This window comes from Streptomyces sp. NPDC020875, from assembly GCF_040641415.1.
Taxonomy (GTDB): domain Bacteria; phylum Actinomycetota; class Actinomycetes; order Streptomycetales; family Streptomycetaceae; genus Streptomyces.
Map to the genome: position 1 here is coordinate 49,253 of NZ_JBFADP010000037.1, position 24,219 is coordinate 73,471.

Consider the following 24,219-nt stretch of genomic DNA (forward strand, 5'->3'; position numbering starts at 1 on the left):
TCCCGGCCCCGTCCGTCCGCCGCAGTTCAACCCGATCCGCCCCGGCCGGTCCCGTGTCCGGCCCGGGGCGCTCCGGCCCCCCGTCCCCGGGGGCCGGACCGCGACCGCCCCCGTACCGGGCCGCACACCCGGCGCGGGGGCGGCCGACGGGCCCGGTGCCGGTGACCCCCCGGCGCCGGGCCCCCGCGGAAACCGGTCCGGGCTCCCCGGCCCGCCGAACCGGCCCGGCCGTCACACGGGCGCGTACCGGATGCCCTCGTACGCCAGCCACTGCGCGAAGTCGTGCAGCCCCCGGCGCACTTCCCGGACCGGCTTCCACCCCGCGAGCCGGGGGCAGTCCGGTACGGGCCCCGGCCGCCCGGCGCCCCGGCGCGACAGGGCCGCCACGGTCTCCAGCGGTACCGGCCGGACCGACTCCCGGATCAGCCCGGCCAGTTCACGGACGCCGATCGGCGCACCGCCGGGCAGCAGGACGGCGGGCTCCTCCGGGGGAGCGGTGACCGCGTGCGCCAGCGCGTCGGCCAGATCCGCCGTATGCAGCGGCCGGAGCGGGCGCGGCCCGTCCGCCGCCGACTCCGGCACCACCAGCGGCTGATAGCGCAGCGCGTCCCAGACCAGTCGGCCGATCACCGAATCGCGCGGGCAGCCCGGTCCGTACAGATCGCCCGTGTACAGGGTGCGGACCCCGCGTACCGCGCCGGTCGCCCGGTCCAGCAGCCGGAGTTCCACCCGCGCCGGGTCCCGTTCGCCGCCGTACAGCGGGCGGAGATCGATCAGCGCGTCCAGCCCCCGGTACGGGCCCCGGTCGCCCGGCCCGGCCGGGGTGACCGTGAACCCCTTGTCCGCGAGGCCCCGGGCGATGTGCTCGCCCAGCGGGCTCGCCGCACCCGTCAGCCCCACCGCCGGGGTGCCCGCCGGGCCGTTCGCCCCCACCGCCGGGGTGCCCGCCGGGCCGGTCGGCGCCGACCGGCGGGCCGGAAGGCGCTCCCCGGCCGCGAGCCCGGCCGCCAGCCCCGCCCCGGCGACCTCGGCCAGCGCCTCCCGTACCGTCGCGATCTGCTCGTCCGAGCAGCGATGGCTGATCCCGCCGGGGCCGATCGTCGCCAGCGCCTCCGCCAGCACCGGATCGCGCCCCGGGTCGGGATCGCCGCCCCGGCCCTCGCGCCGATGGACGAAGCCGAGGGTGAACGCGGTGAGCCAGGTCCCCCTCACCGCCTCCCGGTCGGCGACTTCGGTCAATCCCAGCATGGCCGAATCCAGTCTTTCTCCGGGAATTCCCGCGCCCTCCAGAAATGACTCGCATTCAAGATGCAGCCATCGCTCGGGACCGGGCGCTTCCAGCCGTACGGCACACCGCGCCACCCCGTTCTTGAAGAACGGCGCGACACGCGGTCCCGGCATCCGGACACTCTCGTCACCCGGCCGGTCACCGGGCAGAAAACAAACGGAACGCCGGGGTCCCCTGAAGGCGTTGCCGGCGAGGCTTCCCAGGTCCTCGTGCTCCACCAGACTGGGCACCGCCGCAAAGCCGGGAACCCCGGCGTCCCGCAGATAGCGGTACATCAGGATGTCGTCCGGCCAGGCGTCCAGCCGGGCCCGGCCGTATTCCACGAACCCGGCCGCCACGGCCCTCGGCAGGACGATCGCCACACACGGGAAGTACTCGTTGACCACCGGCGTCCAGCGCGCCCCGGCCAGCGCCCCGAAACGTACCGCCGCGCCATTGCGGGAATCCCAGAGGGCGAAGAGCGCCAGCGCCGCGTCCGGCATCGCGGTGACCGCCGCCGAGACCCGTTCGAAGAACGCCTCCGACAGCACCATGTCGTCCTGGAGCACCAGGTGGTGGGTGGCGCCGTCCTCGATCGCCGACCAGGCCGCGAGCGCCGTCCGCAGGACCGACGGGCGGCCCCCGGGGTCGGGGTCCATCACGACCCGCAGCCTCCCCGGGGGCGCGGAACCGGCCAGCCGCTCGGCCGCCGCGAGCCGCTTGGGATGGGTCATCACCACACCGCTGAGCCGATAGGGCGTCACCGGAACCTCCGTACTCGCACTGTCCGCGCTCTCACTCGGTACCCACTCCGCACTCCGTTTTCCGGCCCTTTCCGGGTCGGATCCGCCGACCCCCCGTCCTTCCGGTTACTCGCCGGTCCGGCGCGGATTCCCACGATTTCCCGCCGAAGTGGCCGAATGAAGTCGAAGGAATCATCGGGGGTCGCATACGAATCCGGACAGTACGATGCCGCTTTCCCGGGCCGCAAGAGTGCCAAAAAGGCGCCCTGGTTCCGGCCGTTGAAGATCGTCATGCTGTCTGTACACGATTCACCACCGGCGTATCGCCATGAGGAGTCTGCATGTCGGGCACGAACGATGTGACGGAACGCAACGACGGGACGGGTCTTTCGCGGGTGAACGGCGGATCGGCCAACGGGGCACCGGAGGAAGCAGTGCGGACGGAAACGGCGAACGGTACGGAGAACACCGCGGCGGGCGCGCCGGAAACGACGGGAACGCCGGAAGCACAGCAGACGGAGCCCGGGAATTCGGTCACCGCCCGGCTGGAGAAGCTCCGCGGCTCCAAGGTCGTGATCACCGGCGGCGGCGGACTGGTCGGCAGCAGGCTCACCCGGCTGCTGCGGAGCGTCGACGCCGAGGTCACCGTCCTGGACCGGATGGACGCCTACCCCGACCCCGTCCACGAGATGTTCGGCGCCCGGCGGCAGGGCGCCGAACTGGTCGTCGGCGACATCGGCGACCGCGCCGCCGTCCGCCGGGTCCTGGCCGGGGCCGATCTGCTGGTCCACGCGGCGGCCTTCGCGGACGTCGCCGCCTGCACCCGCCGCCCCGACATCGCCTTCGCGGCCAATGTCGCCGGGACCGAGAACGTCCTGGAGGAGGCCGTCGCCGCCGGGGTGCGCCGGCTCGTCTTCGTCTCGTCCGCCGCCGTCTACGGCAACGGGACCGCGCCCCTCGACGGGTTCCAGCGGTTCTCCGAGGACCAGACGCCCCACCCGCTGTCGGTCTACGCCAACTCCAAGCTCTGGGGCGAGCACCAGACCCGGCTGCTGCTGGCCGGTACCGGAACGGACTACGCCGTCCTGCGGTACTTCTCCGTCTACGGCGACCCGCAGACCCCCAAGCCCGGCAGCCACTCCTGGATGGTCGCCTGGCTCGCCATGCACGCCAGGGCCGGGCTCCCGATGCGGCTCAACGGCGGCGGCGTCCAGGTCCGCGACCTGGTCCATGTCGACGACATCGCCGCCGCGACCGCCCTCGCCCTGGTCGAGGACGGGGTGGTCGGCGAGACCGTCAACGTGGGTTCCGGCATCCCCACCTCCGTCCGGGAGGTCGCCGAACTGATCGCCCCGCACTACCCGGGCTCCCGGTTCGTCACCACCCCCCGCCCCGCCGACGATCCGCTCGGCGGCTACGCCGACACCGACCGGCTGGCGCGGCTGCTGCGCTGGACCCCCGGCATCACCGTGCGCGAGGGTGTCGACCGGTACGTCCGCTGGCTGAACGACACCCCGGACGCGGTGCCCGCCTGGCTGACGGAGCAGGTGTGATCGCGGCGGCCACCGCCGCCACCAGGAAAGGAACGACCCAGGTGGGTTATATCGGTTCATACGTCTGGCAGCTCAGACAGTCGGTGGGCAGCCGGCTGCTGCTCGTCCCCGGCGCCCAGGTCCTGCTCACCGACCCGGACGGCCGGGTGCTCTTCCAGCAGCGCGCCGACAACGGGCTCTGGGAGATCCCGGCCGGGGCCTGCGAGGAGGGCGGCGACTTCGCCGACGCCGCGGTCCGCGAACTCAAGGAGGAGACCGGGCTGCTGGTCCGCCGGGAGGACCTGGTGCCCTTCGGCTCCCTCTCCGACCCGGAGCTGCACACCCTCACCTACCCCCACGGGGATGTGATGCACTGCTTCGCCCTGCTCTTCGCCGCCACCACCTGGAGCGGCGAACTGTCACCGAGCCCCGACGAGGTGAGCCGTACCGCCTGGCACCACCCCGACCAGCCGCCCGCGCCGCTCTACCGGGCCACCGCCGCCGTGCTGGAGATGCACCGGGCGTTCCTCGACACCGGAAGGTTCCAGGCCAGGTGACCGGATTCGTGAACCCCCCGGCCGCGACCGCGGCCGAAGCCCCCGGCGGGGTCTTACGGCCCGGAGCACGGGCCGTCGTACCGTGCCGGGCCTGCCTGTCCGGTGAGGACCTCGACTGGCTGGGCGGCCGGAGCGTCAGCCTCGCCCTCGATCTGACCACCGAGGTCGCCGTCGTCCCCGGGCCGCCCCCGCCGCCGTCGGACGACTGGGCCGGTCAGGTCTGGCGGTTCCTCCGGGAGCGGATCGCCGGGCTGCCCCCCGGGCCGCCCGCGGTCGCCGTACGCAGCGACGCGCCCGCGGCCAGCGGACTCTCCTCGTCGACCGCCCTGATCGTGGGCCTCTTCCGGGCCTATGCCGACGCCTGCGCCCCCGCCCCGGACGCGGTCTCCACCGCCGTGCTCGCCCAATGGGCCTACGAGTTCGAGTTCGCCCACTTCAACGGCGGCGGAATGGACCATCTCGCCGTCATCGAGGGCGGCGCCCTGCTGCTCGAAGGACGCCCCACCGGTCTGCCCGCCGTACGGGACCGGGCCCGCTTCCCCGCCGACTGGACCGTCCTGGTCCTCGACTCGGCGCAGCGCAAGGACACCGGCGACCACATCCGTACGGTCCGCGCCCAGCTCAGGGACGGCGACCCCGCCCTGGCCCGCTATCTGAAGGAGGCCGACGCGGCTTCCGCCGCCGCCTGGTCGGCGATCGGCGCCGAAGACCTCGGCGCCCTCGCCGACGCCATGGACCGGGCCCACATCACCATGCGCGACCAGCAGGGGATGTCCACCCCGGTCCTGGAGGAGCTGCGGACCACGGCGCTGGCCGCCACCGGGCTGCCGTTCAAGCTCAGCGGCGCGGGCGGCGGCGGCGCCCTGGTGGGCGTCTGCCGTACGGCCGACACCGCCGGGACCGCGGCGGAGCTGAGCGCGGCGATCCGTACCGCACACCCCGACGCCCGGGTGATTCCCACCCGGGCGTCGGACGGACCGGCCGCGGGGGCGGGCGTGACCCGCCCCCGCGGTTCCGCGGATCAGATGAACGGGTCGTAGTCCTCGACCGGTTCCTCCGTCGCCGCTCCGGCCCCGATCTTGTGGAGTTCGAGGTTGGAGCGGTGGCGGGCGCAGTGGAACCGGCAGTCCCGGCTGGGGTCGACGATCCCCCGGTCGGCGTTGGCCCAGATGTCCGGCAGCGGTTCGGTGACCGCGTCACCGATCTTCGCCAGCGGATTGCCCCGGTGGTAGGAGCAGACGTACACCCCGGACGGGGTGATCAGCGTCCGCAGCTCCGCCACCGGGCAGCGGTGGTACTCCTTGGGCTGGATCGCGCCGACCCGGTTCCGCAGCGATGTCAGGGTCGAGGAGTCGATGATCTCGAAGCCGTCGTCGGCCAGCAGCTGAGCCCGCCGGAGCTGCTCCTCGACCGAGGCGAGTATCTCCTCGGGGAGCTGGATGACATGGTGGCCGTCGTCGAACATGGCCTTGGACTCGAAGTAGTCGCAGCCGATGTCCTTCGCCAGCTCGGCCGCCTGGAGCACCTCGTGGTGGTTGCTGACGATCGTGCCGTCCGGCTGCCGCCGGGTCATGATGAGGAACGAATAACCGAGGGCACCCTCCTTCTCCGCGGCCAGCAGCCGCATATTGGCGATCACCTTGTCGAAGACGCTCCGCCCCTTGCGGTCCGGGCGGAAGACGCCGTATGTGTCGGCTGATCCGGAGTCCATCGAAACCCGGACCCAGGAGGCGTAGCGGGCCAGTTCGTCCAGATTCTGCTGGATCATCGTGCCGTTGGTGACGACGCCGATGGCGATGCCCGCCTCGCCGAGGGTGCGCAGCACCTGGCGGGTGCCGCGATGGGCCAGCGGCTCGCCGCCGCCGATCAGGACGACCCCGCGGACCTGCATGGCGACGAGTTCATCGGCGAGTTCGGCGAGCCGTTCGGGGGTGAACCGGCCCTGGTTGAGGAGCTTGCCGCTGATGCACTCGGGGCAGGCGAGATCGCAGAAGGTGGTCGGGTCGAGGTCCACCACCAGGGGGCTGGTGGAACGTTTGCCGCTGGCCACTTCGAGCACGCGCGGCCAGCCGGACGGCTGGTAGAGCTTGGACACCAAGTCGAGACGGTCGGAGGTCACGGTAGTACTCCTGCTGGTCGGAGCCGTGCGGCCACCCGTCGGCGGGCGGCCGGGGACGGCTTTGTGGTACCGGGGAAGGTGTGGGGGAGCCGCCGCCGTCGGCACTGACGGCGTTGACACGTGACCGCGGTGGGGAGCCGCGATCGGCGGCGGACTCGGCTGCCGGTCGGTGACCGGACTCGGAACGAGGACCCGCCCGCGCGGAAGATCCGCCGGGGGCGTCGGCAGGCGCCCCCGGCGCGGCGGACCGCGGATCCTCGGGTCAGGGGTGGTGGTCTGGTGGTCCGGGGGAATCGGGGCCGGACGCGGCCGGCCCGGGAGGGCTCGAAGGATCGTGAGGGGCTTGTGGAGCGGCCCGGGAGGGGCTTCGGGGGAGGGGCGCGTACGGGTGGTCCGCGTCCGGTCATCCCTTGACGGCACCCGCCGCGAGCCCGCTCGCCACCCGCCGCTGCACGATCATGAAGAAGACGACGACGGGCAGGGCGGTCAGGGTCGCGCCCGCCATCAGCGCGCCGTAGTCCGTACCGAAGGTGGTCTGGAACGACACCAGCCAGATGGAGACGGTCTGCTTGTCGTCGCTGGAGAGCAGCACATAGGCGAGGACGTACTCGTTCCACGCCTGGACCAGGGAGTAGACGGAGGTCGCGACCAGGCCGGGGGCCAGCAGCGGCAGCAGTACCCGCCGGAACGCCCCGGCCCTGGTACACCCGTCCACCATGGCCGCCTCCTCCAGTTCGGCCGGGACGGCGACCACGAAGCCGCGCAGCAGCCAGACCGTGAACGGCAGCATGAAGACCAGATAGGTCAGCACCACACCGGTCAGGCTGTCCGTCAGACCGGCGTCGCTGAGCAGCAGATAGAGGGGGATGATCAGTCCGGCCAGCGGGATCATCTGGACGCAGAGGATCGCCAGGACGAAGACCCGGCGGCCCAGGAAGACGAACCGGGCCACCGCGTACGCCGCCAGCACACCGATCACCAGGGAGATCAGTACGGTCCCCAGACCGATCAGGGCACTGGCCCGGACACTGGACCAGAACGTGTCCGACTCCATCGCCCGCTGGAAGTTCTCCAGGGTCAGCCCGCTGGGCCAGAGCCGCGGCGGATTCCGCCGGATCTCCGCCGGGGGCCGCAGCGCCGTCAGCAGCATCCAGTAGACCGGGAACGCCATCACGGCGCAGAACACCAGGGTCAGTACGTTCGCCCGGCGGGAGCGCGCCCGGCGGGACCGGTTCGGCCGGCGGGCCGGGGACCGGCGGAATACGGACCGCGAGGCCGGGGCCCGTACCCCGGCGGGACCGGGCCGGCCGGGGGCGGGGCGTTCGGGGGAGGGACGGACACTGTGGTCGGTGCTCACTCGGTCTCTCCCATTCTCACCAGCTGACGTACGTAGACCACGGCACCGCCGAGCAGCAGCAGTACGGTGATCACCGCGATCGCCGCGCCCGTGCTGTAGCGGTTGACGGCGAACGACTCGATGAACGAGTGCACGCCGAGCAGGTAGTACTCCTTCTCCGGGGTGCCGGAGCGCATCAGCCAGATCTGGTTGAAGACCCCGAAGGTCCAGATCGCGGTGAGCGATGTGACCATGACGAACGCGGGCCGGATCACCGGGAAGACGACATGGCGGAAGACCAGGGTGCCCTCGGCTCCGTCGCACTCCGCGGCCTCCTCCAGCTCCGGCGGTACCTGGGTGAGCGCCGCCTGGAGGGTGATCGTCGCGAACGGCAGCGAGCCCCAGATGGTGACGGCGGCGATCACGGCGAACCCCTGCCAGGGGTCCTCGAACCAGTTGTGCCGCTCGAAGGAGACCCCGGGCAGCAGCCCCAGCAGCCAGTTGGCGACCCCGAACTCCGGATCCGTCAGCCAGCGGAAGACGGCCGCCGCGACCATCACCGGCATCGCCCAGACCGCCACCAGCACCGCGCCCGTCAGCAGCCGGATCCACGGCGAGACCCGGCGCAGCAGCAGCGCCACCAGCATCGCGACGCCCATCGTCGCCACGGTGCAGACCAGGGTGAAGAGGGCGGTCCGGCCGACGACGAGCCAGAAGAAGTCGTCGGTTAGGACCGTCCGGTACTGCTCCAGACCGACCCAGGGCGGCTGGGTCCCGGCGAACAGCTCCCGCCGGGTCATGTCCTGGAACGACAGCAGGAAGAGTTCGACCAGCGGATAGCCCAGGACACCGGCGAGGGCCAGGACGGCCGGGGCGATCAGCAGATACGGCACCGCCCGGCGACGCAGGGTTCTGGCCCGGCCGGGGGCGGGTGGCGGCGGGGCTTCGGGCGGCCCGTCCGGCCGGGTTCCCGCCGGGCGGGGTCGTAACGGGGCCCGGGCGGGGCTCGGTGGGTCGGCGGTCGCCATGCGGGGGGTCTCCTCCGTGGTTCGGGCGCGGCGGCGGGCTGCCCCCGGCTCCGATCCTTCCGGCCCGCTGATACCGGACGGTCCGGCGCGCCGCGCCGCGCGGCATCCGCACCGGCCGCGCGGCGGGGCGCGGAACCGGTGCGGGGCCGGCGGGGGAGGATGCGGGCGGCGCGGCGCGGACCCGTCCGGGGCGGGGGGAGATACGGGGCCGGGAGACGGGCGTTACCGGGGGCTACGCGTCAGTTGTCGTTGATCACCGCGTCGATGGCGCGGTCCGCGTCCTTCGTCGCCTGCTCGACCGTCTTCTTGTCGGTCGCGATGGCCTGGAGCATCTCCGGGAGGACATTGGACTTCTCCACGGCCGTCCAGCCGGGGGCGAGCGGGGTGACCCAGCCCCGGGTCGCGGCCACGGCGGCGGGGGCGTTGATCCCGTCGGTGGGGACCTCCTTGAGCTGCACCGTGTTGTTGGGCAGCGTCTCGGCCTTGATCAGCATCCGCTGCGACTGCTTGTCGGTGAAGAGCCGGATCCACTCCTGGGCCATGGTCTGCTTGCTTGACTTGACCGGGACGGCGAGCAGGGAGCCGCCGAGGAAGGGCGGCAGCGGCTTTCCGGAGGGGCCGGGGAAGACGAAGGTGTCGAACTTGCCCTTCATCGCCGGGTTGCCGCCCGCGCGCGGGTCGGCGGCGGCGTTGGCCTCCCACGTGTTGCCGTAGAACATGCCGGTCTTGCCCTGGCCGACGACCCCGGGTTCGTCGCTGTTGTCCTTCGACCGGTCGCCCACGTAGTAGTCGTCGAGGAACTTCTTCCAGAGCTTCAGGCCCTCGACGGACTTCGGGTCGGAGAGCGCGCCCCGCCAGCGGTCGCCCTCCTTGACGGCCATCTCGCCGCCCACGTCCTTGACGTAGGCCATCGCCGCGAACCAGTACCGTCCCGGCATATGGAACGTGGAGAAGTTCTTGTCCTTGGAGTGGAACTTCGCCTTCATCTTGTCCAGAACCGTCAGTAACTCGGGATAGGTCGCCGGCGGTTTCGCGACACCGATCTCCTTCAGCAGATCGTTGCGGTAGATACCGATCCGCGCGCCCGCGTAGTAGGGCACACAGTAGATCTTCCCGTCGAGTCGACAGGCGTCCGAGAGCGCCGGCAGCCAGTCCTTGGAATGGTCGAATTTGCGCTCGTCCACCGGGATGAACGCGCCATTGATGATGTAGTTGGTGACTTCGCTATTGCCCATCTCCACGACGTCTGGTACGTCGCGTCCGGCGATTGCGGCGTCGATCTTCTGATTCTTGCTGGTCCACTGCTGGTACTGGACTTTGACCTTGGCGTCCGGATATCGCTCGGCGAACCGCTTGTTGGTCTGGGTGATGAGATCGGGCCAGCTCTCGCGGGCGTCGATGGTGAGCCAGACCGTCAGTTCGCCCGAGTCGCCGCCGCCGCCCGCGGAGCCGCCTGATCCGCCGGAGTCGCAGGCGGTGACGGCGAGTGCGAGCAGCAGGGCGCCCGAGGTACGGACGACGGTACGGGAGCGAGGCCGCCGCATGACGGTCCCCCTTTCGAGGTTTCGCGCATTTGAGATCGTGGCCGAACCGGGCACCTATCTACCCACCAAAGTGCGCCGGACCACCCTGGGAGCGCTTTTTGGCCAGGATCGTTTACGGTATTTTGAAATGTTCCTGCGTTGCCCTGGCCTTTGCCGCTAAGGGAACCGGGGGGAGACCCGCACCGAACCCCTTCCCGAACGCGTGTCGGATTGGCGTGAATGAGGGGGATGCCGGTCGGGGGTGCCTTGACGGTGGCGTGTCCGCTGGCTCATTTTTCTCATGATCTCCCGTGATCTCCGCGACCGGCTCGCGGCCTTCCGGGTACGTCCGACGACGCCACGTACCCCTCTCGCGCGCATCGCGCACCACATCGACTCTCCCGCTTCACCTATCGAAGGGTGACCCGTGACTGAGCACGGCACGACCACCGGCGAATCCAGCGCACGTCCCGTTCGGGTCAACGCCTGGAACGGCTGGGACCCGCTGCGTCATGTCATCGTCGGCAGGGCCGACGCGGCGGTGGTCCAGGCCCCCGAGCCCGCCGTCCGCCGGGACTTCCCCGAGGACGGCTTTCCCCTCGGGACCTACGGCCCCATGCCGGAGGACATGACCGCCGAGGCCAATGAGCAGCTCGACAACTTCGCCGCCATGCTGACCCGGCGGGGCATCCGGGTGGACCGCCCGACCCCGCTGGACTTCAACCAGACCGTCTCCACTCCGGACTGGACCCAGGAGACCATGTCGGGCTGTATGCCGCCGCGCGATCTGCTGCTGACGGTCGGCAACGAGGTGCTGGAAGCCACCATGTCGTACCGCAGCCGCTGGTACGAGTACCTGGCCTACCGGCCCCTGCTCCAGGACCTGTTCAAGGCCGACCCCCGGATGCGCTGGGAGGCCGCGCCCAAGCCCCGGCTCACCGACGCCAGCTACCGGACCGACTTCTGGGACACGTACAACGAGCTGCCGACCGAGGTCCAGCTCGCCAAGGTCCGCGAGTACGACCTGGTGCTCACCGAGGAGGAGCCCCTCTTCGACGCGGCCGACGTCGCCCGGTTCGGCAAGGACCTCTTCGTCCAGCTCTCCTTCGTCACCAACCGCAGCGGCTTCGACTGGCTGAAGCGCCACTTCCCGGACCACCGGGTGCACGACGTCACCTCCACCAACACCCATCCGCTGCACATCGACGCCACCTGGGTCCCGCTGCGGCCCGGACTGGTGCTGCACTGCGGCGAGCGGCTGGCCGACCCGGAGCTGATGGACTTCTTCAAGCTCAACGACTGGGAGATCATCGAGGCGGTCCAGCCCGCGAGCTGGGACCACCCGCCGAAGCTCTCCTTCTGCTCGCCGTGGCTGGCCGGGAACATGCTCAACCTCGACGCCAACACGCTCTGCGTCGAGGAGAAGGAGGTGGCGCTCTCGGAGCAGCTGGCCGGATACGGCTTCGAGATCGTGCCGGTGCCGTTCCGGGCCGTCGGCCCGTTCGGCGGCGGACTCCACTGCGCCACCGTCGACATCGAGCGCGATGGTGACTGCGAGGACTACTTCCCGCGCCGGCACGGGCGGTACTGACCCATGGGCACCGTGCGGACGGACGGGCCGGCGGATCCCGGCCCCCGGGACCGGTCGGCGGAAGAACCGGCGGTACGACGGGACGGCGCGGCACCGGACGGTACGGGGGTACTGCCGGACCCGCCCCGCCCCGGCGACCCCGGGGGCCCGGTCGAGGCGGTCGTCCTCGACTTCTACGGCACGCTCGTCCGCATGGTGCCGCCCCTGCCGCCCAGCCATGACTCGGTGCTGCGCGGCCGGGGCCTGCACGAGGCGGCCGACCGCTGGGGCGACCAGTGGTCGACCGGCCCCGGGGACGGCGAGGACCACCGGGAGCACTCCGTCTCCGAGGCGGTCTACCGGGCGTGGGAGGTGGACCGGCTGCGGCGGCGGGCCCTCGACCGGGGCGTCCCGGCCGCAGTGGCGGCGGAGGTCGCCGCCGAACTGGACCGGGCCACCAAGTCCTTCGTCCTGGAGCGCTACCCGGACGCCGTGGCCCCGCTCGCCGCCCTGCGCGAGCGGGGGATCCGGATCGTCCTCTGCTCCAACTGGTACTGGGATCTGGACCGGGCCGTCGCCGGGACCGGACTGGCCGGGGTGGTCGACGTCGCCATCGGCTCGGCGCGGGCCGGGGTGCGCAAACCGCATCCGCTGATCTACCGGGCCGCGATCGAGGCAGGCGGGGCGACCCCCGGCCGGACCCTCTTCGTCGGCGACATGTGGGAGCCCGATGTCATCGGCCCGCTGGGCCAGGGCATGCGGGCCGCCCATCTGTACCGCCCCGACCGGGCGGTGGTGGGCGACGCCCCGCCGCTCCCGGCGGGCGCCACCCGGATCGCCGGACTGGACGAACTCATCCGGCTGACGGAGCCCCCCGGTGAACGGACAGCCGGTCCAGGACATTACGGGTGACCCGGACCACGCCCGGATCCTCCTCCCGGCCGCACACCACCGGCCAGTCGGTCGTCCCGGCGGTGAACACCGTTCCGCCGCCGGGCACCGTGTGGACGCCCATGGTTGCGGCCCGGGGGCCGGTCCGCTCCGGCTCCCGGACCGGACAGTTCCAGTGACCCCACTTCATGGTGGTGACGTCCTCGTTGACCGGGTCCAGCTCGTACAGGCCGAGGATCAGGAACGAGCCGGGGGTGCCGTCCGCGCCGGTCGCGCGGGCGACCCCCCGGTCGTCGTACGCGAAGGCCGCGCCGTCGCACTCGTATCCGATCAGCGGCGTCCCGGCGCCCAGGAAGTCCGCCGGGCCGCCGTCCGAACCGTCCCGCAGCCCGGTGCCCTCGAAGACCCAGTGGCCGGCGTGCTGGACCCGGTAGCCCACCAGCGGCCGGTCCCCGGGCCAGTCGCCGGGCCACATCCCGCCGTTGCGGAAGCTCACCCCGGTCATCGCGTTCTCCGGGCGGCCGACCCCGTCCGGCGGCGGCGCCCACCACAGGTCCGTCGCGGGCAGATGGGGGAACACCCCGTCCACATGGTGGTCGGTGTCGGAGACGAAGGCCGTGTCGTCCTCGACCGGATGCACCCGCCACCAGCAGGTGTTGGCGCTGAGGAAGGCGACATGGCCGCCCGAGCGCAGAAACGCGTCCGTGTGGTCGCGCATCGCCGTACTCCAGTACTCGTCGTGACCGACGCTCAGCAGCAGGTCGTACGGGGCGAGCAGGTCCGGGTCCCGGTGCAGATCGAGGTCCGTGCAGTACTCGACGGCATAGCCGGACCGCTCCAGCCAGGCGATGAACGGCGCGTCCCACCAGGCGAGGTCGATCACCCCGCCGGCCCGCCGCAGACTCAGCCGGTGGCCCCGGGGCAGCCCGTCGCCGCCGGTGCCGTAGACCGGATTGTCGTACAGGCTGGCGTTCCGGGGGATCCCCTCGTTGTCGCCCCGGTTGTAGGCGTGCCGGGTGTACGTCGACTTCTTGTACAGGATCCGGCCGTACGACCCCGGACGCGCGGGCCGCACGACGAAGAACTCCCGCGCGAACCCCTCGATGTCCCCGTCGCCCAGCCGGGGCACCGGCTCCGCCGTGCCCTCCTCGACGAACTGGGCCAGGTGGATCCCCGGCCGCCAGCCGGCCGGGACCGGTACCCGGTACTCCGGGAAGTGCCAGTCCTCCGAGGGCGAGGCCGACCCCGGGATCCCCTCGGGATGCGGCGGCGGCTCCGTCAGCACCCCCGGATACGGCCCCGTCTCCGCCAGGAGTTCCAGCTCCCGCCCCAGCCGGTAGAACCGGACCCGGAAGGCGGCGGCATCGGTCGACACATGGAGCGCCAGCTCCTCGCCCGCCGTGACGCTCTCGCGCCCGGCATACCCCTCGATCATCGTCCCTCCCCGTCGAGTCCCCGTCTTTCGCGGACCGACGGCGCCCGATGGTAAGAGAAGGTGCCGGATGCAACAACACTTTCGAAGAAGACCGGACTTTCGCCAGCCGGATTTGGCCAACTGAAACGTTTCAAGAGTGTTCGAGGAGGGCCTTGGGTAGCGCCGAGAAGCGACTTCGGGGACGGCTTGCCGATGGGTTGTCGGCAGGGTGTGAGGCAGGAACGGGTTTCCGGTCGGAAACCCCGGTGGAGAGGGTGGCGATGGCGTCGGAGAAATCGGAATTCCGGGTGAGGGAACTCGTCCTCGGTATCGAGGGGCTGGCGCTGCTGCGTACCGCCGTCGATGCGGACGACGACTTCGTGGCACGGCGGGTCGAAGAGATCAAGCGATTCGCCCATGGTTCGGGAGAGGGGCTGCCGGGCGGCGGCGCGTCCGTGGACGAGCTGGACCTCGGTGCCGGATACGCGGCCTGGGCGGGCCACTACGACTCGCTGCCCAACTCCTTCATCCAGGTCGAGGAGCCGATCGTGCACGGCCTCTACGACCAGGGGCCGGCCGGTACGGCGCTCGACGCGGCCTGCGGCACCGGCCGTCAGACCGAGGCGCTGGCGGCCCGCGGCTATCGGGTCATCGGTGTCGATCAATCCCCTGACATGCTGGAACAGGCCCGGCGCAAGGTCCCGGCCGCCGACTTCCGGCAGGGCAGGCTGGAGAAGCTGCCGGTGGACGACGCCTCCGTCGACCTCGCCGTCTCCACCCTCGCCCTGACCCATCTGCCCGATCTCACCGACGCCGTCGCCGAACTCGCCCGGGTGGTCCGCCCCGGCGGCCGGGTGATCGTCTCCGATCTCCACCCGATGGTGATCAGCCTCCAGGGGCAGTGCCACTTCGTCGCGGGCGACGACGCCCTGGCCTTCGTACGCAACCATGTCCATCTGGCGAGCGACTATCTCCGGGCATTCACCGCCGCCGGACTCACGGTCCGGGCCTGCTTCGAACCGCTGTTCAACGGCAGCCTTTCCCCCGGCGGATACGAGGAATACATCGCGGAGGCGGCCAGGGCGGCCTGGCGCGACCTCCCCATCGTCATTGTCTGGGAAGCCGTCAAGCCGCTGGAGAGTGAGTAGCCGTGAGCCCCCGCTTCGTTCTGCATTCCGAACGTCCCGAACTCTGGGACAGAATTGACGAGGAGTTCGCCGGGGTCGTCCCCGAATACAATCTGCACGGGGACATCAGTCCGGGCTTCTGGAAACGCCTCTTCGAGGATTTCCGCGAGTACCAGTTCGTGCTCTACGACGAGGAGCGCGACGCGGTCCTGGGCGCGGGCCGCTCCCTGCCCCGGGTCTGGGACGGCACCCCGGAGGGCCTCGGCTCCGGTCTCGACGACTCCATCGACGCCGCCTTCTCCGCCCGCGACCAGGGGCTCGCCCCGAACGCCCTGGTCGCCCTCGGTGTCGAGGTGTCCCCCGCGCACCAGGGCGGCGGCCACTCCAGGGCGCTCCTCACCCAGCTCACCGATCTGGCCCGGGCCCACGGGTTCGACGATCTCATCGTCCCCCTGCGGCCGATCTGGAAGCACCGCTACCCGCTGGCCCCGATCGAGGAGTACGCGCACTGGAAGCGTGAGGACGGCGAGCCGTTCGACCCGTGGATCCGGACTCAGGTACGGCTCGGCGGCAGGATCACCACCGCGATGGAGCGGTCCTCCCGGATCTCCGGCACGATCGCCGAGTGGGAGAGCTGGACGGGGATGGCCTTCCCCGCGGACGGCGACCACATCTTCCCGGAGGGTCTCTCCACCCTCCGGGTCGACCGGGCCGCCGACCGGGCCGTCTACTGGGAGCCCGCCGTCTGGGTCACCTTCGATCTGCGGTCGGCGGAGCCGAGTCCGCCAGCGCCTCCCCGCGACTGACGGCGGCCGACGCGTAGTCGGCCAGCAGCCCGGTGTGTCCCCGGCCCGCCTCGTGGCGCCGCTCCGGCGGCAGCCCCGCCGGGCCGACCGTGGACACGGCCGCCCGCCGCAGCCGCGCCGCCTCGGGGCCCTCCGCCGGACGGGGGGCCCCGGGCGCGTGGCGGCGGGCGGTCAGCCGCGCCTGCCGCCCCAGCAGTACGCAGTGGATCCACAGTTCGTCGGCGTAGGACTCGCCGAAGAGCTTGGAGATCTCCCCGGCCCGCCGCCGGTCCTCCCGGTCCCGGTCGTCCAGGGTGCTCAGGGCCGTCGCGACCGCGTGCTCGCCCAGGTCCGTCCGGGGCAGCGCCTCCCGCCAGGTGAAGTGGTGCCGCGGCGCGACCTCGGTCTCCTGGCCGGGCAGCCGTACGTATCCCTCGCCGTACCGCATGTACGGCAGCCAGTCCAGCTGCTCCAGCTCCAGCACCCAGCCGTTCAGCAGCAGCGGCCGGGCGTCCTCGGAGCTGGTGGGGCAGACCGCCAGCCGGATGCCCTGGACGGCGCCGTGGCCGTTGATGCTGCTGGTTCCGGTGTGTTCGGTGACGGTCGGCACCGCGAGCAGTGCGCTGCTGCCCCGGCCGGCCAGGAAGCCCGCCATCACCTCGTCGTCGTGCCGCTCACCGGTCTCGGCCGCGTGCCGCCGGAAGGCGTCGGCCGTCGCGACCGGCAGCACGATCGCCAGCGTCGGGGTGAACTCCTCCGGTACGGCCCGGACCCAGCCCGCGCCCGCGAGGGCCGCGAGCCGGGCCGCCGCCCCGTTACGGGCGTGCCAGTTGGTGTAGTACGCCAGGGCGTCGGCGGGGAACCGGTCGGCGCAGTGGGACACCAGATCGACGAAGTCGTCGGGCGCCGCGACATCGTCCTGGATCATCAGCTGGTGGGTGGCGCCGTCGGCGACCCGGGACCAGGCGACCAGGGCCGTCCGCAGCGCCGACGGTGGTCCGTCCGGTTCCGGGTCGACCGCGAGCCCGCCGAGCCCCAGCCGGTCGCACAGCTCCTGGGCCTGAACACGGCGTACGGGATGGGTCATCACGGCCGAACTGACACGGGCACGGGCGGTGGACATCGGAAGGCTCCTCCTGCGCGGTGGCGTTGATCCGGGGTGGTCGGGGCGTCCGGGCGGGCACCGCCCGGACGCCGCCCGGGGGTGGGGCGCGCCGTCGCGTCCTTGCGGATCATGGCCGGATCGCGCGCCGGTACGCGCGCCCGCGCACACGACGTCCGGAAACCGGCGCAGGCGACCCGACGACGGCCGGAAAGCGTCGGGTGCGGATCGTGCGGAGCGCTCGCGGATGTTCTGCGGAGGACGGGGGTCCGGTACGGCCGCGCGGGTGGCGGCCGGGGCGGAGTCACGGAAAGGGGAACCGGCAGGTCCGGGTCCGCGTCCCGGCCGGGGCCGGGCGTACGGATCCGGCGGCGTACGGATCCGGAGGCGGGAGCGGTGCCGGGGCGTACGGGTACGGGCGCGGGCGCGGGGAAACCCGCGCGACCCGGACGCCGGGCACGGGGAAGGATGGCGGTGAGCCCGCGCCCCGACCCGCGGCGGCCCCACCGGCCGCCCGTTCACCGGCCCGGCGCCCGGCGCCGACAGGACCACTGACGAGGAGAGGCACCACCGCCATGGGAGACCCCCTGCCGTACCGAACGCTGTCGGCCCGACTGCTGGCCGGGGAAGGGACCGGACCGCTCGCCGTCCACGAGGGGCAGTTCCACCGGGTCGTGCTCGGTGCTGACCGGGTGATCTGCTTCGCCAGGACCGGCCCCGCCGAGGCCCGGCTGCCCGCGCGAGCGGCGGTGCTGCGCGCCCTGTCCGGCGCCGGGTTCGCCTTCCGTGTCCCGGCCCCGATCGGGGAGCCGGTCGCCCGCGACGGCGACGTACCGCCGTATCTGGTCCTGACCCGGGTCCCCGGCGCTCCGCTCGCGGCGGAGGTCCTCCGCTCCCCGGCGGCGTTCGACGCGGTGGCCCGGCAGTACGCGGAGCTGCTCACCGGGCTCCGGGACGCGGGCGCCGAGGCCCGTACCAGGGGCGTACTGCCGCCCGTAAAGGAAGGGGAGTGGCGGGAGTTCGCGGCCGGGACACGGGAGTCGCTGTTCCCGCTGATGTCGGCGGCGGGCCGGGCGCGGGCGGAGCGGGAGCTGACCGCCGCCGAGGCCCTGCCCCCGCTCGACGGGGCCGTGGTCCACGGCGATCTCGGCGGCGAGAACGTGCTGTGGGAGACCGAGGCCGGGCTGCCGAGGCTGAGCGGTGTCGTGGACTGGGACGAGGTCGCCCTGGGCGATCCCGCCGTCGATCTGGCCGCCGTCGGGGCGAGTTACGGCGACGGACTGCTCGCCCGGGTCCGCGAGCTGGGCGGCTGGACGGACGGCGCGACGACGGACCGGATCACCGCGATCCGGTCCACCTTCGCCCTCCAACAGGCCCTGTACGGCCTGCGGGACGGCGACGACGCGGAGGTCGCCGACGGCCTGGACGGCTACCGGTAGCGCCCGGCCGCGAGATCCGGTGAACCGGAGCCGGGCCCGTACCGCGTCACGGGCCCGGCACCGGGGCGGGGCGGGGAAGTGGGGAAGGGCCGCCGGGGTGGGGGAGGGGTGGGTACGGCGGGCGGTACGGGACCGGGAGCGCCGGGTTCCGTACCGCTGTTTCCGCCTCGGTCGTTTCTTTCGGATCAGGCTGGGTGAGTGAGCGGGGTCTGGTGCCGTGGATCGCAAGGCGGAGGATTGAGCCACTGCGGAGCATTGGTGATTGACGACAACGCGGCGAGGCGCGGTGCCAGGGCACGCGAGCCCCAGCAAGATCCGAAAGAGACGACCTAGGGGCCGTGGGCGGTCCCCCGGGAGCCGCCCACGGCGCGCGGCCCCGCGTCAGCCGATGGAGATCAGCTCCACGCCCGGCGCCTGCTGGTGCGTCTTGCCGTTGTGGTCGAACTCCACGACCTTGCCCTCCGGGCACGCCTTCGGACCGTGGGTGTACGCCTGGTTGCCCGGCCACCAGATCCGGACCCGGACACACTTGCCGTCGGCCCTGGTGTCCTTGTACCAACCCGTCACCCGGGTGATCGTCGACCCGCAGTCGACCCTGTAGTGGAGTTCGCCGCCGGGGATGGTGATCGGCGGATTGCTGCCGCACTTGGCCAGCGTGCCGTACCCCGCGGTCGCCGGGGCCGCGGCGGCCGGAGCCGCTCCGGCCAGCCCGCCGATCACGAGGAACGCCCCCGTCGCCGCCAGCGTTGTCCGCCCGAACTCGCGGAGCTTCTGATTCCGATTCTGCTTCCGTGCTGTGCGCACCGTCCGACTTCCTTTCACCGGATGTCCTCGGATCGCTCCGAGTGCCCACCGGTCGTGGGCTCCGATGCCACGTTCCCGGCCCGGCGGATTGTCCGGGAGGGCCCTCTGATCACCGTGGACAATCCGTTCGCCCCGCCACGCCCGGCGACGGAACCCCTTGTCGGGCCGGGTGCGCCGCCGCCACCCTGATCCGGCCGCCGACCGGCGGACGACCAGGCAATCGGGGGACGGGACGCGGCGATGGGACGCAAGGAAAGACCACTGGACCCGGCCGACGGGCCGGTCGCCGGGTTCGCCTGCGAACTGCGGCGGCTGCGCGCCGAAGCGGGCGGGATCACCTATCGCGAACTGGCCCGCAGAACCCACTTCGCGACCGCCACCCTCGCCCAGGCCGCGGCCGGTGACCGGCTGCCGTCGCTGCCGGTCGCCCTCGCCTACGCCGAGGCGTGCGGCGGCGACCGTGCCGAGTGGGAGCGGCGGTGGTACGAGGCGGAGGCGGCGCGCACCGAGGCGGCCGCCGTCCACGCCCGTACCGAACCCGCGCCCTACCAGGGGCTCGCGCGCTACGAGCCCGGCGACCGCGACCGGTTCTTCGGCCGCGACCGGGTCGCGGACCGGCTCGTCGCGGCCGTCGCCGCCCGGCGGCTGACCCTGCTCGTGGGTCCCTCGGGGTCCGGCAAGTCGTCGCTGCTGCGGGCCGGACTGATCCCCCGGCTGCGGGAGACGGGCCCGGGCGCCGGGTACCGGCCGGCCTCGATCCGGGTCCTCACCCCCGGCGCGCACCCGGGCCGGGTACCGGGCCTTACGGCCCCGGCGCCCGACGGCCCCGGGGACACGGGCCCCGTCGGCGCTCAGGCGGGCCCGGGGCGGGAGCAGGGTCCGGGGCCGGTTCCGATGTCGTCGAACGGGGACCCCCGGGTGCCGGGTCCGGCCGACTCCGCGCCGGGGACGGGCGCGGTGTCCGCGCGCGTGGGGGACACGGGTGCCGTGGGCACGGCCGAGGGGATGGGTTCCACCGGGTCCGGCGGCGGTCGGCGCGGAACGGCGCCGACCGGTCCGGGGGCCGCCGGACCGGCCGCCGCGACGGGGACCGGCGGTCGCGCCGCCGCCACCGTCCCGGCGAGCGGCCGGACGGCGGCGGGCCCCGTCATCACCCCCGTACGCGGGGTCGCCGCGCCGCCCGCGACGGAGTCGGCGACCCCGCGCCACCCCGCCGCCCAGGCGAGCCCCGCGGACGCGCCCGAACGGAAGCGCCGCGAAGCCGGGGACGGGCCGCTGCTCGTCGTCGACCAGTTCGAGGAGATCTTCACCCTCTGTGCCGACCCCGTCGAACGCGCCCTCTTCATCGACCGGTTGCTCGCCTGGTCCGAGCGGCCCGGGGCCCGCGTCCTGATCGCCGTACGCGCCGACTTCTATCCGCACTGCGCCCGGTACCGGCCGCTCGCCGAGGCCGCCGCCGAGCACACGCTGCCCCTGCCGCCGATGACCCCGGACGAACTGCGCGCGGCGATCACCGGACCCGCCGCCCGGGCCGGACTGCTGGTGGAACGCGGTCTGACGGCCCGGGTCCTCGACGAGATCGCCGACGAACCCGGCGGGCTGCCGCTGATGTCCCACGCCCTGCTGGAGACCTGGCACCGCCGCCGGGGCCGTACCCTCACCGAGGCCGCGTACACCGCCGCCGGAGGGCTGAGCGGCGCCATCGCCGGGACCGCCGAGGAGCTGTACGCGGAGCTGACCCCGCGACAGCGGGCCGTCGCCCGGCTGCTGCTGTTACGGCTCGTGGCACCCGCGCCGGACAGCGCCGACGGCAGCCGCGACACCCGGCGGCCCGCGTCCCGGGCCGAGCTGACCGCCGCCGACCTGGGGGAGTCGGCCGCCGTACTCGAACGCCTCGCCCGGGCCCGGCTGCTGACCCTCGACACCCCGGCGGCGGACGAGGGCACGCACCGCTCGGAGCGGCGAGACGAGCGAGGCGGGGGAGGTGGCCGTGCCGGTTCGGGTACGCCCGGCGGCTCCCCGGCCGACACCGTCCAACTGGCCCACGAGTCGCTGCTCACGGCCTGGCCCCGGCTGCGCCGCTGGATCGACGAGGACCGGGACCGGCTCCGCCTCCGCCGGGACCTCGCCACCGCCGCCGACGTCTGGCACGGCCTCGGCCGGGACCCGGGCGCCCTCTACCGGGGCGTCAGGCTCGCCGCCGTCGCCGAGTCCTTCGGCGACGCCCGCTCCCGACCCGGTGAACTGACGCCCGGGGAGGCGGCGTTCCTCACCGCCAGCCTGACGGCCCGTACCCGGGTCCGCCGCCGCTCCCGGCTCCGGCTGGCCGTCCTGTGCGCCCTGCTCGCCACCGCCCTCGTCGCGGGCCTCGTCACCCTCCAGCAGCGGCAGGACGCCGAACGCCGCCGGATCGAGGACGAGGCCCGGCGGGTCGCCGGGGTCGCCGAGTCCCTGCGCCGCTCCGACCCGGTCACCGCGATGCGCCTCGGGCTGGCCGCCCGGCGGATCGCCGACACCCCCGAGACTCGTTCGGCGCTGCTCGGCGCGGCGGCCCAGCCCGACACCGCTGCCTTCACCGACCCCGAGAGCGGGGACGGTGTCGTACGGCATCTCGGCGCCGACGGCACCACCTTGACCAGCGTCGGCGCCCGGGCCGTCGTCGTCATCGATGTCGCGAGCGGGCGTCGGCTGCGTACCCTGCCGGGCCTCGGCGACGACCTGTCGAGGGTCTCGGCGCCGCGCGCGGACGCGGAGTGGCTGCCGCAGTTCGCGACGGGCCCGGGCGGCGAGCGGACCGTACGGATCCGGGACCTGGCGCGCGGTACGTTCCGCGGCCCCGCCCACCCGGCCGACGGCGGCGCCGAACAGGGGCCCGGGGGCCGCACCCTGATCACCTACGAGACCGTGCCGGACCCGGCGCGGCCGGAGGGCGCCGCGCGGACCGGCGGACCGGCGGGCGCCGGGCCCGCCACCGGTACGGAGGACATCGCCCGGCCCGGCCGCCGGACCGGCGGAACGACCGCGTCGGGCCGGACGGAAGCCCCGCCCCGGCAGCGGGCCGTGGTCCGGGACGCCGAGGACGGCACCGTACTCCTCGCCCTGCCGCCCGTCCCGGCCCCCCGGCCGCCGGACGGCGCGTTCCCGGCCGCCACCGACCTCTTCGACCAGGAGCTGCGGCTCGGCCGCGAGGGCCGGGCCCTCGGCCCCACCGCCCAGGACGTCACCCTCGACCCCACCGGGCGCCTGCTCGCCCGCTGCCTCCCCGGCGCGCCGCTCGAACTGTGGGATATGTCCACCGGGCGACGGCGGCCCCTCGCCCGGGCCCCGGAGGCGACGGCGGCCCAATGCGCCCGGGAGACGGTCGCGTTCACGCCCGACGGCCGGACGCTGGCCGTCGCCGACGACGACCGGATCCGGCTCTGGGACACGTCGACCGGCGCCGAGCGGCCCGCCGTACCGCATCCGGGGGCCGACGAGATCCGGTTCGGCGCCGACGGCACGTTTCTGGCCGTCGCCGATCCCGAGGCCGTGTCGGTGTTCCGGCTCGCCCGCCCCAACCGGCCCGTGCTGCGCCGACCGCTGTATGGGGAGCGGGCGTCCCAGCTCCGCTTCGGACCGGGCGGGCGGCTCGGCTATCTCAGCGGCTCGGGCGACGACTGGGCGGCCACCGTCCGTACGGTGGACGCGGCGCCCGTCCTCATGGCGCGGGGATGGCGGGCCGGGGCCACGACGGCGACCGCGTTCAGCCCGGACGGACGGCTCTACGCCACCGCCACCACCGGCCCCGCCGCCGCGTCGGCCTCCGGTGCCGCGCCGTCGGCTTCCGGTGCCGCGCCGGGGTCCACTGCCGGGTCCGGGCACGGGTCGGCGTCCGGGTCCGGCGTCGCGTCCGGCGGGGGCCCGGGACTGCCACCGGAATCCGGAGCGGGCCCGGAAGCGGGCCCGGACGGGGCGGGCGAACGGGCCACCGTCCGGATCACCGTCCACGATCTGCGGACCGGCGAGCGGTACGAGCCACCGGCCCTGCCGTGCCTCACGACCGCCGTACCCCGGAACCCGAGCTGCCCCGCCTTCGTCGCCTTCCGGCCCGACGGCGGGACCCTCGCCTACGGAGTACGGGAACCCGAGGGCCCCGACACCCGGAGCCGCCGGGTCCGGTTCTGGGACACGGCCCGGCACACCGTCACCACCGCCACGGCCGGACCCGTACTCGCGCCCCTGTCCTGGGGCCAGGTGACCTACGCGCCCGACGGCCGGGCCCTCCTCGTCCCCGGCACCGGACCCAGGGGCGAGGACACGCTCCATCTGTGGGACCCGGCCCGCCCCGCGCCCCGCGCCGCGCTCCCCGGCGGCGCGGGCGGCTTCGCCCTCGCCGTCGCCCCCGACGGGCGGCGGCTGGCGGACTCCACCGGGAACGGCCGCCGACTGCCCTCCGGCACGCCGCTGCCCGGCGCCCGCGACATCGGATCGGGCGTACTGCCCGTCTTCAGCCCCGACGGCGGCCTGCTGGCCGCCGGGGACGTCTTCGGCCGGGTGACCCTCTGGGACGGCGGGCTCCGCCGTCGGCTGGGGGAGCTGGTCGCGACCGGATCCGCCACCGCGGTCGCGTCCGTCACGGCCCTCGCCTTCTCGCCCGACGCCCGGACCCTCGCCGTCGGTTCGGGCGACGGCACCCTCACCCTCTGGGACGTGGCCACCCGCCGCCCCGTCGGACTGCCGCTGCCGACACCGGGGGACGCCGTCGTGGATCTGCGGTTCGGGCCGGGCGGCACGGTGCTGTACGCCGGGGGCGACCGGGTACCGCTCCGCGCCTATCCGATCAGTACGGCGGCGTCGGCGGCCGAAGTCTGCCGACGCGCGGGCGGCCCGCTGACCCGCGCCGAATGGCGGCGGCTGATCCCGGGGGCGCCGTACCGCGACATCTGCGCCGGTACGTCCCGCGCGGCGGCCGGCGACTGACGGGGCCGCCCGCCCCGGGGGCC

General features: G+C 73.6%; 17 protein-coding genes. 9 read left to right on the forward strand and 8 right to left on the reverse strand.

The window, feature by feature from the left end; translation table 11 throughout:
* Positions 1–231 precede the first annotated feature (231 nt).
* Positions 232–2,031: a hypothetical protein gene (locus AB0G74_RS21800; protein ID WP_361148700.1), complete on the reverse strand. Its 1,800-nt coding sequence runs from the start codon at positions 2,029–2,031 to the stop codon at positions 232–234.
* A gap of 320 nt (positions 2,032–2,351) precedes the next feature.
* Between AB0G74_RS21800 and AB0G74_RS21805 the strand changes: the two genes are divergently transcribed.
* The 3 genes from AB0G74_RS21805 to AB0G74_RS21815 are packed head-to-tail and all read left to right on the forward strand — an operon-like array spanning position 2,352 to position 5,139.
* A complete protein-coding gene (locus tag AB0G74_RS21805; protein ID WP_361148702.1) occupies positions 2,352–3,563 on the forward strand; it encodes an NAD(P)-dependent oxidoreductase in 1,212 nt (403 codons plus the stop codon).
* A complete protein-coding gene (locus AB0G74_RS21810; RefSeq protein WP_361148704.1) occupies positions 3,560–4,099 on the forward strand; it encodes an NUDIX domain-containing protein in 540 nt (179 codons plus the stop codon). The genes AB0G74_RS21805 and AB0G74_RS21810 overlap by 4 nt, the downstream gene beginning before the upstream one ends.
* Entirely contained in the window at positions 4,096–5,139 is a 1,044-nt protein-coding gene (locus AB0G74_RS21815) for a galactokinase (protein ID WP_361148706.1), read from the forward strand. The genes AB0G74_RS21810 and AB0G74_RS21815 overlap by 4 nt, the downstream gene beginning before the upstream one ends.
* Here AB0G74_RS21815 and AB0G74_RS21820 read toward each other — a convergent pair.
* From AB0G74_RS21820 to AB0G74_RS21835, 4 genes are all read right to left on the reverse strand, one after another.
* Entirely contained in the window at positions 5,121–6,218 is a 1,098-nt protein-coding gene (locus AB0G74_RS21820) for a radical SAM protein (RefSeq protein WP_361148708.1), read from the reverse strand. The two genes, AB0G74_RS21815 and AB0G74_RS21820, sit on opposite strands and share 19 nt — an antisense overlap.
* 403 nt (positions 6,219–6,621) lie before the next feature.
* On the reverse strand, positions 6,622–7,575 hold the full coding sequence (locus AB0G74_RS21825; protein WP_361148710.1) for a carbohydrate ABC transporter permease: 954 nt from the start codon (positions 7,573–7,575) through the stop codon (positions 6,622–6,624).
* Positions 7,572–8,582 carry a sugar ABC transporter permease gene (locus tag AB0G74_RS21830; RefSeq protein ID WP_361148712.1) on the reverse strand — a complete coding sequence of 337 codons (1,011 nt, stop codon included), beginning with the start codon at positions 8,580–8,582 and terminating at the stop codon, positions 7,572–7,574. Before AB0G74_RS21830 ends, AB0G74_RS21825 begins: the two co-directional genes overlap by 4 nt.
* A gap of 239 nt (positions 8,583–8,821) precedes the next feature.
* Complete coding sequence (locus AB0G74_RS21835; RefSeq protein ID WP_361148714.1) at positions 8,822–10,126, reverse strand: extracellular solute-binding protein; 1,305 nt, start codon at positions 10,124–10,126, stop codon at positions 8,822–8,824.
* Positions 10,127–10,532: 406 nt separating this feature from the next.
* On the opposite strand from AB0G74_RS21835, the gene AB0G74_RS21840 reads away from it, so the two are divergent.
* Together AB0G74_RS21840 and AB0G74_RS21845 are read left to right on the forward strand one after the other, a co-directional pair.
* Positions 10,533–11,696 carry a serine/threonine protein kinase gene (locus AB0G74_RS21840; protein WP_361148716.1) on the forward strand — a complete coding sequence of 388 codons (1,164 nt, stop codon included), beginning with the start codon at positions 10,533–10,535 and terminating at the stop codon, positions 11,694–11,696.
* A gap of 3 nt (positions 11,697–11,699) precedes the next feature.
* Positions 11,700–12,587, forward strand: coding sequence for an HAD family hydrolase (locus AB0G74_RS21845; protein WP_361148718.1), 888 nt, complete (start codon positions 11,700–11,702; stop codon positions 12,585–12,587).
* Here AB0G74_RS21845 and AB0G74_RS21850 read toward each other — a convergent pair.
* Positions 12,529–14,001, reverse strand: a complete 1,473-nt coding sequence (locus AB0G74_RS21850; protein WP_361148720.1) for a N,N-dimethylformamidase beta subunit family domain-containing protein — start codon at positions 13,999–14,001, stop codon at positions 12,529–12,531. The two genes, AB0G74_RS21845 and AB0G74_RS21850, sit on opposite strands and share 59 nt — an antisense overlap.
* Positions 14,002–14,261: 260 nt before the next feature.
* Between AB0G74_RS21850 and AB0G74_RS21855 the strand changes: the two genes are divergently transcribed.
* Entirely contained in the window at positions 14,262–15,128 is an 867-nt protein-coding gene (locus AB0G74_RS21855) for a class I SAM-dependent methyltransferase (RefSeq protein WP_361148722.1), read from the forward strand.
* A 2-nt stretch (positions 15,129–15,130) separates the two neighbouring features.
* A complete protein-coding gene (locus AB0G74_RS21860) occupies positions 15,131–15,913 on the forward strand; it encodes a GNAT family N-acetyltransferase (RefSeq protein WP_361148724.1) in 783 nt (260 codons plus the stop codon).
* Here the strand turns inward: AB0G74_RS21860 and AB0G74_RS21865 are convergent.
* Complete coding sequence (locus AB0G74_RS21865) at positions 15,858–17,015, reverse strand: hypothetical protein (protein WP_361148726.1); 1,158 nt, start codon at positions 17,013–17,015, stop codon at positions 15,858–15,860. The two genes, AB0G74_RS21860 and AB0G74_RS21865, sit on opposite strands and share 56 nt — an antisense overlap.
* Before the next feature lie 554 nt (positions 17,016–17,569).
* On the opposite strand from AB0G74_RS21865, the gene AB0G74_RS21870 reads away from it, so the two are divergent.
* Positions 17,570–18,433 (forward strand): aminoglycoside phosphotransferase family protein, encoded by an 864-nt coding sequence (locus AB0G74_RS21870; protein ID WP_361148728.1) that lies wholly within the window; start codon positions 17,570–17,572, stop codon positions 18,431–18,433.
* A gap of 381 nt (positions 18,434–18,814) precedes the next feature.
* On the opposite strand, the gene AB0G74_RS21875 is transcribed toward AB0G74_RS21870, so the two are convergent.
* The gene (locus AB0G74_RS21875) at positions 18,815–19,237 is read right to left on the reverse strand and encodes a hypothetical protein (RefSeq protein ID WP_361148730.1); all 423 of its coding nucleotides are present in this window, start codon (positions 19,235–19,237) and stop codon (positions 18,815–18,817) included.
* Between the two features lie 240 nt (positions 19,238–19,477).
* On the opposite strand from AB0G74_RS21875, the gene AB0G74_RS21880 reads away from it, so the two are divergent.
* Positions 19,478–24,196: a hypothetical protein gene (locus tag AB0G74_RS21880; protein WP_361148732.1), complete on the forward strand. Its 4,719-nt coding sequence runs from the start codon at positions 19,478–19,480 to the stop codon at positions 24,194–24,196.
* The last annotated feature ends 23 nt before the right edge of the window (positions 24,197–24,219 follow it).

What these genes read in the sequence shown, in the direction of transcription:
- AB0G74_RS21865 (WP_361148726.1), bottom strand. Translation starts at nt 17,015, where the DNA reads ATGTCCACCGCCCGTGCCCGTGTCAGTTCGGCCGTGATGACCCATCCC.
- AB0G74_RS21805 (WP_361148702.1), top strand. Translation starts at nt 2,352, where the DNA reads ATGTCGGGCACGAACGATGTGACGGAACGCAACGACGGGACGGGTCTT.
- AB0G74_RS21850 (WP_361148720.1), bottom strand. Translation starts at nt 14,001, where the DNA reads ATGATCGAGGGGTATGCCGGGCGCGAGAGCGTCACGGCGGGCGAGGAG.
- AB0G74_RS21870 (WP_361148728.1), top strand. Translation starts at nt 17,570, where the DNA reads ATGGGAGACCCCCTGCCGTACCGAACGCTGTCGGCCCGACTGCTGGCC.
- AB0G74_RS21855 (WP_361148722.1), top strand. Translation starts at nt 14,262, where the DNA reads ATGGCGTCGGAGAAATCGGAATTCCGGGTGAGGGAACTCGTCCTCGGT.
- AB0G74_RS21845 (WP_361148718.1), top strand. Translation starts at nt 11,700, where the DNA reads ATGGGCACCGTGCGGACGGACGGGCCGGCGGATCCCGGCCCCCGGGAC.
- AB0G74_RS21830 (WP_361148712.1), bottom strand. Translation starts at nt 8,582, where the DNA reads ATGGCGACCGCCGACCCACCGAGCCCCGCCCGGGCCCCGTTACGACCC.
- AB0G74_RS21835 (WP_361148714.1), bottom strand. Translation starts at nt 10,126, where the DNA reads ATGCGGCGGCCTCGCTCCCGTACCGTCGTCCGTACCTCGGGCGCCCTG.
- AB0G74_RS21880 (WP_361148732.1), top strand. Translation starts at nt 19,478, where the DNA reads ATGGGACGCAAGGAAAGACCACTGGACCCGGCCGACGGGCCGGTCGCC.